At 38.1% G+C, this 14,009-nt stretch carries 12 protein-coding genes; 6 read left to right on the top strand and 6 right to left on the bottom strand.

Annotation, left to right across the window (positions count from 1 at the left end; translation table 11 throughout):
- Positions 1-54: 54 nt before the first annotated feature.
- From NSCAC_RS04825 to NSCAC_RS04835, 3 genes are read left to right on the top strand one after another with little or no spacing between them, the layout of a single operon-like run.
- Positions 55-1,485 (top strand): c-type cytochrome, encoded by a 1,431-nt coding sequence (locus NSCAC_RS04825; RefSeq protein WP_197743732.1) that lies wholly within the window; start codon positions 55-57, stop codon positions 1,483-1,485.
- Positions 1,486-1,491: 6 nt separating this feature from the next.
- Positions 1,492-2,841, top strand: a complete 1,350-nt coding sequence (gorA, locus tag NSCAC_RS04830) for a glutathione-disulfide reductase (protein ID WP_197743733.1) — start codon at positions 1,492-1,494, stop codon at positions 2,839-2,841.
- 42 nt (positions 2,842-2,883) lie between these two features.
- Positions 2,884-3,204: a hypothetical protein gene (locus tag NSCAC_RS04835; protein WP_197743734.1), complete on the top strand. Its 321-nt coding sequence runs from the start codon at positions 2,884-2,886 to the stop codon at positions 3,202-3,204.
- Between the two features lie 671 nt (positions 3,205-3,875).
- Here NSCAC_RS04835 and NSCAC_RS04840 read toward each other — a convergent pair.
- A complete protein-coding gene (locus NSCAC_RS04840) occupies positions 3,876-5,582 on the bottom strand; it encodes a carbon-nitrogen hydrolase family protein (protein WP_197743735.1) in 1,707 nt (568 codons plus the stop codon).
- A gap of 70 nt (positions 5,583-5,652) precedes the next feature.
- Complete coding sequence (locus NSCAC_RS04845; RefSeq protein WP_197743736.1) at positions 5,653-6,549, bottom strand: DNA-3-methyladenine glycosylase 2; 897 nt, start codon at positions 6,547-6,549, stop codon at positions 5,653-5,655.
- Positions 6,550-6,638: 89 nt separating this feature from the next.
- On the opposite strand from NSCAC_RS04845, the gene gshA reads away from it, so the two are divergent.
- Positions 6,639-8,207, top strand: a complete 1,569-nt coding sequence (gene gshA / locus NSCAC_RS04850; protein ID WP_197743737.1) for a glutamate--cysteine ligase — start codon at positions 6,639-6,641, stop codon at positions 8,205-8,207.
- A 3-nt stretch (positions 8,208-8,210) separates the two neighbouring features.
- Here the strand turns inward: gshA and NSCAC_RS04855 are convergent, their stop codons facing one another.
- The 3 genes from NSCAC_RS04855 to NSCAC_RS04865 are packed head-to-tail and all read right to left on the bottom strand — an operon-like array spanning position 8,211 to position 11,438.
- On the bottom strand, positions 8,211-8,762 hold the full coding sequence (locus tag NSCAC_RS04855; RefSeq protein WP_197743738.1) for a YbhB/YbcL family Raf kinase inhibitor-like protein: 552 nt from the start codon (positions 8,760-8,762) through the stop codon (positions 8,211-8,213).
- An 18-nt stretch (positions 8,763-8,780) separates the two neighbouring features.
- Positions 8,781-10,709 carry a S9 family peptidase gene (locus NSCAC_RS04860; protein ID WP_197743739.1) on the bottom strand — a complete coding sequence of 643 codons (1,929 nt, stop codon included), beginning with the start codon at positions 10,707-10,709 and terminating at the stop codon, positions 8,781-8,783.
- 9 nt (positions 10,710-10,718) lie between these two features.
- Entirely contained in the window at positions 10,719-11,438 is a 720-nt protein-coding gene (locus NSCAC_RS04865; RefSeq protein ID WP_197743740.1) for a retropepsin-like aspartic protease family protein, read from the bottom strand.
- Between the two features lie 170 nt (positions 11,439-11,608).
- Between NSCAC_RS04865 and NSCAC_RS04870 the strand changes: the two genes are divergently transcribed.
- Positions 11,609-11,833, top strand: a complete 225-nt coding sequence (locus NSCAC_RS04870) for a type ISP restriction/modification enzyme (RefSeq protein ID WP_197743741.1) — start codon at positions 11,609-11,611, stop codon at positions 11,831-11,833.
- A gap of 212 nt (positions 11,834-12,045) precedes the next feature.
- Positions 12,046-12,870, top strand: a complete 825-nt coding sequence (locus tag NSCAC_RS04875; protein WP_197743742.1) for a type ISP restriction/modification enzyme — start codon at positions 12,046-12,048, stop codon at positions 12,868-12,870.
- On the opposite strand, the gene NSCAC_RS04880 is transcribed toward NSCAC_RS04875, so the two are convergent.
- Positions 12,847-13,947, bottom strand: coding sequence for an acyltransferase family protein (locus NSCAC_RS04880; RefSeq protein WP_197743743.1), 1,101 nt, complete (start codon positions 13,945-13,947; stop codon positions 12,847-12,849). The two genes, NSCAC_RS04875 and NSCAC_RS04880, sit on opposite strands and share 24 nt — an antisense overlap.
- Positions 13,948-14,009 lie beyond the last annotated feature (62 nt).

Raw genomic sequence — 14,009 nt, forward strand, 5'->3', positions numbered from 1 at the left:
CTACTCTAAAAATATGATTAAATGAAAGAAAATATATTATTATGGTAGAAGATAATGAAAATATTATTAAAACAATGGTTTATTTTAGGATGGATGCTATTAGTATTAGTTACTTGTGATTCAGATAAAGTACCTCAATCTTATGAAGCAGCAAAAATAACTCAAGTAACTCCTGGCTTTGTACCTGAAGAACCGCAAAGACATGGAGATCCAAAAGCAGGTTATAATGCAATCATTAATAAACCCTATTTAACCTGCGGCATTCCCTATTCTGCCTATCAGAAAAGTACTCTTTTTCCTCCACCCCAATACTCTCTTCCTGAACGAAAAGGAATTAATAAGAATCTCCCCTATTACCAAACCTATTATGAAACTCAAGAGGGTACTGGTCTTGTAGTAAATAACTGTCTTCTCTGCCATGGCAGTCCTTTTAATGGCGAGCTAATTGTAGGATTAGGCAATGAGTCTTTGGATCTCACTCAAGATATAGTGGCCAATGCAGAAAGCATTGGGGTTTATGTAGAGGGTAAAAAAGAAACTAAAGAATGGCGTAAATGGGTGGATCGGGTCACTGGGATAGCTCCTTATTTGAGAACAGATACCATCGGTGTGAACTCTGCAGTCAATCTCACTTGGGGAATTTTTGCCCATAGGGATCCAAAAACTCTCGCATGGTCAAATGAATTACTTATGGATCCTCCATCAGAAAAACCCCTCCCAGTAAGTGTTCCCCCTTGGTGGCGAATGAAAAAACAAAATGGGATGTTTTATTCTGCCGCTGGCCGTGGCGATCATGCTCGCCTTGAAATTATGGCCTCTAGTCTATGTGCCGAATCAGTTAAAGATGCGCAAATGGTGGATTCTTATGCTCCGGATATTCAAGAATATATTGCTTCCCTTAAACCACCTACTTATCCTTTTAAAATAGATCAATCCCTTGCCAGTCAAGGTAAAGATATTTTTAATACCCATTGTGCTCGTTGCCATGGTACTTATGGAGAAAAAGAAGAATATCCCAATTTAGTAATTTCCCTTGCAGAAATAGGTACCGATCCTGAGTATATTAAAACGGCAATGGGTAGTGATTTAGATCGGTCTGGACCTTGGCTTGCACAATCTTTTTATGGTCAAGGAACTCATGTAGCAAAAGTTGACGGCTATTTAGCCCCTCCTTTAGATGGAGTTTGGGCAACGGCCCCTTATTTACATAATGGCTCAGTGCCTACCTTAGAATCCTTACTCAATAGTGCTCAACGACCTAAATACTGGACCAGAACTTTCGATACTAAAGATTACAATGATAAAACCCTAGGTTGGAATTATACCCAGTTAGACTATGGAAAATCAGGAGCTAAAAAATCAGAGGAACAGAAGAAGATCTATGATACCAGCCTCTCCGGCTATGGAAACATGGGGCATACTTTTGGAGATGTGCTATCCAAACAGGAAAGGCATCAATTATTAGAATACTTAAAAACCCTATAGATAATAATGGCAAACTACAATTTTGATCTTTTTATTATTGGTGCTGGATCAGGAGGAGTTCGTGCTGCCCGAGTAGCTGCCCGTTTAGGAGCTAAAGTGGCTATAGCAGAATCCCAATACTTAGGGGGTACTTGCGTTAATGTGGGTTGTATTCCTAAAAAATTTCTCCACTATGCAGCTCATTTCTCAGAAGATTTTGAAGATGCAGTGAATTTCGGCTGGACGGCAGAGCAGCCTCGTTTTGATTGGATCACTCTAGTTAAAAATAAAGATAAGGAAATTGAGCGGCTTAATCAAACTTACCAACGCCTCTTAGAACAAGTTAATGTAACACTAATCAATGGTTGGGCTAAGGTGGATAATCCCCATCAAGTCACTATAAACAATCACTCTTACAGCACGGAAAGAATTTTAATTGCCACTGGAGGTATGCCATTTACTCCAAATATTCCAGGTAAAGAACATATCACTGACTCAAATGAAATGTTTTTCCTTGAAACCCTACCAGAAAACATTATTATTGTAGGCGGAGGCTACATTTCAGTAGAATTTGCCGGTATTTTAAATGGATTAGGGAGCCATGCTACCCTTATTTATCGAGGAGACTCATTACTTCATCATTTCGATCAAGAGTTAAGGCAAGCTCTTGAAGCTGAAATGATTAAAAGAGGCATTATCCTTCGATCTAATGCAGAAGTGAAAGCCATTGAAAAACAAGGGCAAGGACTAAATGCGCTACTTCATAATGGAGAGATACTTCAAGCAGATAAAATTATGTATGCTATTGGTCGCCGTCCTAATACAGCTAACTTAGGATTAGCCGAATTAGGTGTGCGCCTTAATCCAACAGGAGGAATTATAGTAGATCAATTTTATCAAAGTACTCTACCCTCTATCTATGCGATTGGGGATGTGATTCAAAAAATTAGCCTTACTCCAGTTGCCACTGCAGAGGCCATGGTTTTATCCCATCATCTTTATGAAGGATCCAACACTCCCTTAGATTACACCAATATTCCTACTTGTGTATTTAGCCAACCTAATCTAGCTACTGTAGGGCTTACGGAAACTCAGGCTAGAGATAAAATAGGTGATATTAAGGTTTATCGCACCCGTTTTCGCCCCCTAAAACATACTATAAGCGGTCGGGACGAGCAAACCCTAATGAAACTTATCGTAGACAAAACAACAGACAAAGTAGTAGGTGCTCATATGCTAGGACCAGAGGCAGGTGAAATCATCCAAGGAATTGCCATTGCTATTAGAGCAGGAGCAACTAAAGCGCTATTTGATAGTACCATTGGCATCCATCCCACCGCAGCAGAAGAATTTGTCACGATGCGGAATGTAACTTAAGATAAAAAAATATTTGAACCCTATTGGATTTAGGAAAAAATAATGAAATCTATTTTTTATATTGGCCCTTTACGAATTGCTCTAGTTGTAATTACCATTACTTTAATTTGGTTCTCTTTCTATGCTGAAAAAGTAACACTTGAAACTGAATTTGGACTAGTAGCAAGTGCAGTAGCACCTGCCCTAACCTTTATTATGCTTTTTGTGGTTTCCCTTGATATTCTCATGAGCTTTATTGGTAAATTAGATAAAGACGCTAAAGAACGCCTACGTTACTGGATTATTATTGGGCTAGATCTCTCCATGATTACTGCTTTAATCATTGCTTGGAAGCCATTTTTCATGAGATTATTAGAGAGCTAGGTTGGAATATGATTATAAAAAAGTTGGGATAAGAACAAAGTGCTTATCCCAATAGTTAGGTGAAGAACAGGCAACAGTACTAACGAAACTCTTTATTGATCTTAGGTGGTTAAAATCTCCCTTGTGAATCTAGTTGATAATAAAAGTATGAAGTTAGGGTAGTACTTATTTTTGATTACTTGTTTATGTAGCTATATTTAATAGAATGTTTTGTTTATTTATCATTCTATTATAATGTACTCCTAAAAAGCCGGGGTAAGCACGGAAACCTTACCCCGGTAATTAGGCAGAGACAGCGAAAAAACTTACTGGATTTAATAAATTAAAACTATACTTTCCTGTCGTCACCTCCTTTTAATTGAGTAGTTAAAAATAAAAGGTACACTCATATATAATGCAACATTTATACCATTTTTTATTTTTTTATAAAAACAACAGGTTAATAATAATTCATTTTTATCATTAGATGATTTTACGTGATTTACCATAGTTGTTTTATAACAATTTTAGTTAAATCACTTAAATAGCTTTAAGCTATATAGAATGGTAAATTAAATAACTACAACGTATGTAGCTGCTCTAATCGCATAACTTGTAACAAATAGATAAAGTAAAATGATGAGCAACAAAAAAGTGGTACGATACAAAATTATCGTACCACCAGAATATGTTTATTTACCTGCAACACTTACTACCTTATGTTGTGCCGTTAATGCACCGTAAGTCCAAGGCTGGCGTTTGGCAAACATATGAACATTAGCCATCATATTCTTTTGGCGAGCACTAGCAATTTCTACTACTTCTAGCACAATTTTGTGCATATCAGGGTAGTTTGGTGCTATTTTATCCACATCCCATACAGGGAATTGGGCAGGAAGTGCTACCATACTGCCTCCTCCGTAAGGAGCATCCACTCGATTTGCAAGGATCACCGCACAGCGATTATCTGCTGCTCGAGGTACTAATAAATACTTCCGCTCTTTTTTATCTTGCATTCGAGTAGGCCATAGGATCACATCGGCTCCATTGACTCCTAAGCAGCGAGCCGCCTCTGGAAAGAGACCATCATAACCCATCATAATCCCCATGCGACCATAGGAGGTATTGACTACAGGATATTCCGATCCAGCTGTTCCCCATTGTTGTTCATCGCTAAATAGGTGCACTTTACGATAGGACATGATAATTTCACCTTCAAGCCCTATGAGAAAAGAAGTAGGATAGAGTTTACTGTCCACTTCTTCCACATTAGGGACCAGCAGAGCACACTTTTCTGTTTTGCATACTTCTGCGAACTTTTGCAGTAACTCCTGATTCATTCCAGCTAACCGCCGAGCCTCAGCTTCATCAATACGCCAATTAGGTGAAGCAACGTATTCAGGTAATACCATCACCTTAATCCCAAACCGTGCACCATGAGTCACTTGCTCAATCACCCGATCAAGGGTAGTTGGATGGGATTCACACACATGGGTTTGGGCCGCTGCCATATTAAAGGTCATCTGAGAAGGGATAATCGGTTCTACGCTGGTCTTTGAAACAGGGGTTTGTTCGTAGGGTTTAGTCAAAATACCATAAGTATCTGGACGGCGATCGGTAAATTTATCAGCGGTTAAAGCATAGTGTTTATCATCGGCAAGGGTGGGATCAATATTGCTAATTGCCATCCCATGAATATCCCAAGCCACTTTTGCTTTTACTTCACCCCTAGGATCTACAATCATACTTCCCCCAGGATAGTAAATAGATCGTTCTTGCCCTGCTTTAGTCGCTGCACAAATCCAAACCCCATTTTCTAATGCACGAGCAGGTCGCCATAATTCTGCTTGATCAATCAGAAAGAAATTAGCCATATCTAAAATGACTTGCGCCCCTTTTAATGCAGTACAACGGGGAATTTCCGGAATCCGACCATCAAAGCAAATCATCATCCCCACTCGACCCAATTCTGTTTCCACCACAGGAAAGCCTCGCTCCCCAAACTTAAACCAATTTTGATCATGGGTAGTGAGAAATTGCTTGTGATAGTGAACAACTAATTCTCCTTTGCGATCAAGGAGAATTCCTGTATTAAAAATCTTCTCTGCTTGCGGATCCCATTCAGAAAGCCCACTGGCAATATACACATCGTATTGACGGGCTAGTTTTGCCAATCCATGAATAAACTTGCCATCCTTAATCGTTTCTGCAATTTGCCTAGCATGGGGTTGAGAATCATATAAATAACCCACATTCATACATTCTGGAAACACAATGACCCGAATATTTTGCTGGGCAGCTTGTTTTACATAATGAGCACAAATTTCAAGATTTGCTTCTACATCACCCATTTTAGCGAGAGTCTGCACTGCAGCTGCTCGATATTCATAAGATTTCATTTAAAATTATCTCTCCTCAATTAATTACTATCTTAACTACCCTAAATCTAAAGTAGTTATTACTACTCCTTTATAAAGACATCCATAGATGCGCTGCTACTAAAGCACGCCAAGGTGTAAAAGGAGCAAGCCATTTTTCTGCTTCTTCAGCAGTAACTTTAGACTCTAATCCTAACAATTTTTGTAACCCTCTTCGCACTCCTGCATCACCATGGAGGGATCCATTCAACCAACTATAACCTCGAAGTAAACCATAACTAATAGTCCAAGGACCAATGCCCGGCACTTCAATAAGCTTTTTAGAAATCTCTTCCACAGGTGTTTGCTGGGTAAGCCAATCATCTAAGGGAAGAGTATTTTCTATAACTCCTCTGCTTAAATTGAATAGTGTTTTTGCCTTAGTTTTAGAATAGCCTACCTGATGCAATTTATCTTGACCTAATTGGGTAATTACTTCTGCATTAGGATGACAATACAGTCCACAGGAATGTGTTATTCCTAAGGCTTTAATGAGTTTTCTCCTAATGGAAATAGCCGCTGCAAGACTAATTTGCTGCCCAGTAATAGCCCAAGCAAGAGCTTCAAAGGGAGTGCTGGATAACGGTACTCTTAAACCCGCTTGCTTTTTAACCAGAGTACCTAATTGAGGGTGTCGATAGTGCGCTTTTTCAAAATCATCAATATCTTGGTTAAGCCCTAGCATTCTTTGTACTATAGGGAGTATTTCTAATTCAGAAACATCCTTGCCTCCCTCTGCTAGCAAAGTAATAGCAACTTGTTGTTTTTTCTTAAATTGTAAAATAAGACAAGCAGGCATGCCTTGCCATAAAATTCCTTTCTCTAATAAATTTTTACTGTAATTTACTCGTTCGGCTGTTTGCTCTGAATCCCGATCATGAAATGCCAGTATGTCATGACTGCGAAATCCATGGGGTAAATTAAGATATCCTGAATAGGAAATAGCCATAGAGATTAATCTTCCTCCCCTAAGGATAAATAAATGAGGTAAGCTATAATCCTGAGTTTATATTATTGTAACGAATATCTAAATAATCCGTGGACAAACAGCTAAAATACCACCTACGATGGCTTACTAAACCTGACTATAAAATGCTTGTTAAGGAGAGTAAAAAAGGGTTAGAGAAAGAAAGCCTACGCATTACCCTTAAAGGTAATATTGCCCAAACACCCCATCCTCAATCTTTAGGATCAGCCCTTACCCACCCTTATATTACAACCGATTATTCAGAGGCTTTACTCGAGTTTGTAACCCCACCTTGTGCGCAAGCAGAGCAAACCCTCGATTTCTTAGCATATATTCATCAATTTACCTATACGAATTTAAACGAAGAAATTCTTTGGGCAGCCAGTATGCCCTGTGCGGTCACCGATGAAAAAGAAATTCCTATTGCCTACTATGGCACTTCTAATGTGGGGCAGATGAAGCATGTGTATCGTCGTGGGCTAGGCTATCGCTATGGACGAGGAATGCAAATTATTGCAGGAATTCACTTTAACTATTCCTTGTCCGAATCTTTTTGGCCGATATTACAAGAGCAGGATCACAGCCAATTACCCCTAGCTGATTTTATTAACAAGCGTTATATTCACTTACTTCGTAACTTTCATCGCTTAGGTTGGATTATTTCCTATTTATTTGGCGCTTCCCCTGCGGTTTGTCAGTGTTTTTTAAAAACACCCCATGAAGAATTTATCCATTCTGATTCATCTACTTATACTTTACCCTACGCTACTTCGTTGCGAATGAGTGATATTGGCTATAAAAACGATACCCAAGCAGGGGTAGATATTCCCTACAATAGCCTTGCAGAATATATTGAAGGCCTTACTAAGGCGATTGAAACTCCTTTTCCTCCTTATGAAAAAATCGGTGTAGAAGTGGATGGGTTTTACCGTCAACTCAATGCAAATATTCTGCAGATTGAAAATGAGTTTTATAGCTTTATTCGCCCAAAACAGATTGCCGAATCTGGCGAAAAACCTACTCTCGCCCTAAAACGCCGAGGCATACAGTACATTGAAGTCAGAGCATTAGATATTAACCCCTATGAACCTCTAGGGATTAATCAGCAGCACCTCTACTTTTTAGAAGCTTTTCTTATTTTATGCTTGTTAAAAGCAAGTCCTAATTTAGATTCAGATCAGCGTAAAGAGGCAGAGCACAACCAGCAAAAAGTAGCTTGTTGCGGGCGAGATCCAATGCTTAACCTACAACGAAACGGAGAGAGTATACTACTTAAAACTTGGGCATTAGAAATCTATCAAGAAATGGAAGAGATCTGTTCTTTACTGGATCAAGGAGTAGAAAATCAATCTTACACTACTGCACTTACCCAACAGTATCCTCTTATTGAAGATCCGAATCTAACCCCTTCTGCACAAATCTTGGCAGAAATGAAAAAAACAGGAAAAACCTTTTATCGATTAGCCATGGATCTCTCTCATCAGCATGCTAATTATTTTAAGCAGCTCCCCTTAACTCAAGATAAAATAGAGCATTTTACTCAACTGGCTCAAATATCTTGGAAACAACAACGACATATGGAGGCTACAGATACCCTTTCTTTTAAAGAATATCTAGCCCATTATTTTGCTCAAAAATGATGATCACCCATGTTTTTGATAGGTACCTATCAATTCTTTTTCCTCAATAATATGATTTTGTATTGCTTGTTCTAACTTATCCTTAGTCAACGCTTTTAAGTCAGGTAATATGGTATCTAAAGCATATAGTTTAAAGAAATAGCGATGACGACCAATGGGGGGACAAGGGCCTCCATAAGTCGGTCTACTCCAACCCCAGTTATTTGATCCTGCTAAAGTACCTTTAGGCAAATCTTTAAGTTTTATTCCCTCAGTTAGTCCGTTAGCGGAAGGGGGAATGTTATAAAGTACCCAATGAACCCAAGTAAACATAGGGGCTTTAGGGTCAGGAGCATCAGGATCATACATAATGAGTGCCAAACTTTTCGTGCCTTCAGGAAGGTGATTCCAAGTAAGCTCAGGGGAAATATCCTGCCCTTCACAGGTATATTTCTCAGGAATTGCTGCTTGATGATCAAAGGCAGGCGAGGTAAAAGTAAAATTATCGGCAGCAAAACTACTCATGCTTATTCCCAATAGAAATACAAACAAATACTGCTCAAATCTATTATTCATAACATTGTTACCTCTCATTTAAAGATTATTAATATAAATTGGCTTAAGCTCGTCGGCAGGAGTAAAGCCAAAAATTTTTCCATAAAAATAAAGCTCACTTTTTAATGCATGACTAATATTTTCTGCTCTACGAAACCCATGCTGCTCATCAGGAAAAGTAATATAGGCAACAGGTAATTTTTTCTCCTTCAATAAATTTACCATTGCTTCTGCTTGATTAGGTGGTACCACTTTATCCTCTAGTCCCTGAAAGAAAATGATTGGGCAATCTATCTTATCTATACTATGGATTGGAGATCGATCCCTATAGCGTTGTATTTGCTCTGGATAAGCACCTATAAGCTGATCTAAGTAACGGGATTCAAATTTATGGGTATCTTTAGCTAAAGCTTCTAGATCGCTAATTCCATAATAGCTGGCTCCAGCTTTAAATAGGCTGTAAAAGGTTAAGGCAGCTAAAGTAGTAAATCCTCCAGCACTACTGCCTCGGATAGCTAACCGCTTTGGATCCACTCTATTGTGCTGGACTAAATATTTTGCTCCATAAATACAATCTTCCACATCCGCAATACCCCATTGTCCTATCAGTTGTTGACGATAAGCACGGCCGTAATTGGTACTGCCTCGATAGTTCACATCTAACACCCCAAATCCTCGGCTAGTCCAATATTGAATTTTAAGGTTTAAGGTATTATCTGTGGCTGCAGTAGGTCCGCCATGACTGATGACTATTAAAGGAGGTCGCTCTGTTTCGAATCCTATAAAATCTTTACTTTTAGGAGGATAGAAAAACCCGTAAGCAGTAGCGTGATTTCCTGTAGGAAAGGAAATAGGTTCTCCATAAGAAATAGTTTCTGAATCAAATTTAGTACTATTAGATTGATGAAGGGTAGTACATTTACCCGTCTTAACATCTAGAGTAACAATTTCTGGAAATAAGCCAGAGGCTGCTCCAATAAAGACCGCTTGTTGCTCATTAGCTTGTAAAAAACTAACTCCCGTATAAGGAGTATTAATTTTTTCTAAGGTGCCATTCTGGGTATCTATATAAGCCAAGTGATGAATACTTTCTTGACTATAAGTGCAGAGAATTTTATGAGGAGAAATAAAACCATAAGTAGATTGCCCAAAAATCCACTGAGGTAACCCGAATTCTGCCTTCATAGGTAGGATGGCTTTCGCTTTTTCCCCATCCCATCGGTACAAATTCCACCAGTTTGAACGATCAGAGATAAAGTATAGAGCTCCTGTGGGAGCCCATTGAGGCTGAAAGATAGATTCTGTATTACCCCCAGCAACTTGTATCTTCTCTACTAGATTTCCTTGATCATCTATTCGAGCAATCCACAGTTTGGTACCATCCCAAGGCATATTAGGATGGTGCCAGCAAATCCAAGCTAAGTAATTCCCATCGGGGCTTAATCGAGGTGTGGCATAAAAATCTGCACCTGATTCCAATACAGTAACGTTACTACCATCTAAACTAATACCTATAATGGTATTCACAGGCTCTTTACTATCACTACTATGCTCCTCACGGATATAGATTAGTCGATTGTGTTTTTTATCATAAATTCCATCTGCGTAGCGATAAACCCCTTCCGGAGTGATAGGTTGTGGATCAGAATCTAGTTCCTGCTTATATAGTCTTTGATCATCAAAATGAGAAAAAAATATCTGATCTTTATCTGTAACTAAATAAGCACCACCTCCATATTCATGGACTCGGGTTCTAATATTGTAAGAAGCTGAATTAATTTCATAAATTTCTCCTTTATGGGTTCGATACATTAATACTCCCCGGCCTCCCTCTTGAGGTCGGGTTTCTAACCAATAAACTCCTATTTTAGTTAGAGTTGTTTGTCCTAGACCAATGGTACCTTGAGTGATCTGTTCTATGGTAATAGGAGATTGCCAAGTACCATAAGGTTTTATGGAAACTGTCATAGATAATTTTTATTTATTTAAAACAATTTGATTATGCTGATCATCGATAGTGATCACATACTGACTCAATACATTCATTCCTAATAAACCATAGGATCCCAACAACTGATCTTCAATAAAAGCAGCTTCCACATTAGGAATTTTTTCAGATCCTAGAGTGAGTGTTTTTAATCGGCTAAGTTTTGCTTGCAGTGCTCCATTAGCCGTTTGAATTTCTTGATCCTTAAGTTGATTAGGGTTAAGTCCTAACTTAGGCATAATAGAAGCGGGTAATACCACCAGAGAAGCCCCTGTGTCCACTAATAAAGGCATGTTAATAGTAGTGCTTACCCCTTGAATAGATGCTTGAACTAAATGATGGGTACCACTACGGGTTGTATTTAAAATAATTTTATTAGGAAGTACTGGAGGAGCTGCAGTCTTTTCACTTAAAATCAGAATTTCCTTAATTCTTTGATTATCGGCTGTGTGTACCAGAATATAATTAAAATCTACCAGTAATTTTTGAATTTGCTTTTGAAGTGAGCCCTGAACTAGAGGTCGAGCCGCAATATCCCGAGTTCTCTCTAATCCTTTAATTAAAATATGCTCTCTTACCCCAATTTCTCCCAGCTCCTTGGCCAAGCTATCTTCAAATAAGGGCAAGTCCTCATCTGCGATGGCCAATAAGCCTCCTAGCCATAAACCAGAGATAAATAAAAGATAATTAAATTGCTGTTTGTATCTCATATTTTCAGTATAGGAAATTTATTTCTATACAACAAAATAAAAATTAGATATACTTAAAGTGAATTATTAATATAATTAATTAATTATATTAATAATTTATATATTTTATATCTAATAACTATCTTACCAAGGTAATACGCACAATCCCGATATTAATATCGGGATTTTTTTTGTCACTAAAGGGGATAATAAAGAATAAAATTGCTTTAGTCATTTTTAACAACTCCTCACTAGGAGTAGGAACAAATAGGGACGCTTGGGTATATCAAAGCAGTAAAGATAAATTGGCACGAAATATAACAGCCACCATTGGATTTTATAATCAAGAGCGAGAGCGGTTTCATCAGGGTTTCTCAAACCTAACCAAGCAAGAACAAGAGAAAAAGATTAATTGATTTGTTAACACTGATTCAACCCAAATAAGCTGGACAGATGATTTAAAAAAGAATTTGTTGAAAAACCAATCCTTTTACTAAGCAATGGATGTATTTCAATCGTGACTTAAATCAAAGGGTTTACTAAATGCCTCAAATTTTTCCCTATGAAAGGGCAGAAAATATAGTGATTGCGGTCACCGGGCGAGGGGCAATCAAAGTAGTTTTCAGCAGTGATCACTAATGTAATTCCTGACTTAGAAATGATTTCAAAGGGGCAATATTTCCCTTTATATCTTTATGAAAAAATTTCCTCTGAAAAACAGGATTTATTTACTCATAGCAGTCTGCAATCTGGCTATCAACAAGTGGATGGGATTACAAATGAGACTCTGACTCATTTTCAAAATACTTATAAAAATAAAATTTGCAAAGCAGATATTTTCTACTATATTTATGATGTGCTCCATTGTGAGAATTATCGGGGTCAGTACAAGGACAATCTTTCCAAGCAACTGCCCCGAATTTTTTTAGCTAAAAATTATGCTATTTTCACTGCCCTTTCTCAAGCAGGACGCAGGCTCGCAGATCTCCATTTAAATTACGAATCGGCTCTTCCTTACCCTGTCACCTTTTTAGGTACATTAATTCATAAGGGTACAGATTTTGTGAATGCTCGCCCGGAGCATTTCTATGCACGAAAAATGAAGTTTGTAAAAAAAGAAGATCGGACTCGGGTGATTTACAATGACTTTATCACCATAGAAATATCCCAGAGCGTGCCTACCTACAATTATGTGGTCAATGGTAAATCTGCTCTAGAATGGGTGATAAAACGACAATCAGTGCGGCAGGATAAAGACAGCCAAATTAAAAATAATGCTAATGATTGGGCAAATAAAACCATGGATAACAGAGGTTATCCACTGGAACTGGTTCAACGGGTGATTACGGTCAGCCTTGAAACCATGAAAATTGTGGCAGAAATTTCTCAACTAGGAGAGATTGAAACTATAGCTTTAGCTGAAGCAATCTTACCTGTTAGCCATCTTCTTTGACAGATAAGCACCAAGCTTAATAAACGGACGCTCGACTAAAAAATAAATCAAACTAGAAGTTATCCCAATTAAAGTAACAAGTATGACAAAATAGAGCGTCCAATGGTGCTGAAGAAAAAAAGGCTCGTAGGATCTTAGCAAATCCATGAAAAATAAATGGGTGAGGTAAATCCCGTAGCTAATCTCACCAATAAACACTAACCCACTTTTTTTAAGGCAATCATTGACTGAATCAGGGGCACAGGAAAACACGAGCACCAGGAAAGAAAACGCTGCTCCTGAGTAAACCCGTCCTAATAGCACTACCTCTTGATGCTCCCAATAATCTCCAACATGGGGATATAGCCATTCTAAATAGAAAAAAACTCCTACTATACTTAAGGTTAAAAAAAACCGGAAAAACCGAGTAATATAAACTCTAGCTAATTTCTTGATTTGCACTGCCAAAAATCCCACTCCAAACAGCCCAAGCATTCCGGGTAGCTGGGTTGTGAGAAAAAAAAGAATAGTGGTATCCGTAGTAATTCCAAATATCCCCCAGCGGTAAAGAGCGCTACTAGTAATGAGTATTACAGATAAACCATACCAGAAAGAGGTTTTGTTTCTCTTAGGTAGAAACAGGATTAAGGCGGCAAGCAGGTAAAATTGAAACTCCTCACCTAGAGTCCACAATACTCCATTAATGGCACCGCCATACCCCGGCATTAGATTATGGAACATTAATAAATGGCTGATGATAAGTAGCTTATTATCAAAAAAATAGGGCTTATTAATATAAAGGCAAAGGAATAAAACCACTAAGTAGGCAGGATAGATACGAAAGAATCGTCGAATTAAAAAAGATTTAATATTTTCATGTTCTCGACAGAGAATAGTACCAATTAAAAAACCGCTAAGGACAAAGAATAAATCTACTCCATTCCACCCTACGCCTACATAAAAATTGTTACCTAATGCGGGCTTTAGCTGATTTGGGCTAAGGTCAATATAGTGAAAGAGAAAAACCCATACCGCTGCAAAGGCTCGAAGAAAATCTAGTCCGGAAAGTCTATTACTTTGCTTCAAGGAAGCATTCATGACAAGGGGTAATATCTTTAGTAGTAATTGTAATAAATTAAGGAAAGCTGATAGTCATTTTA

The sequence above is a fragment of the Candidatus Nitrosacidococcus tergens genome, from assembly GCF_902810445.1.
GTDB lineage: Bacteria > Pseudomonadota > Gammaproteobacteria > Nitrosococcales > Nitrosococcaceae > Nitrosacidococcus > Nitrosacidococcus tergens.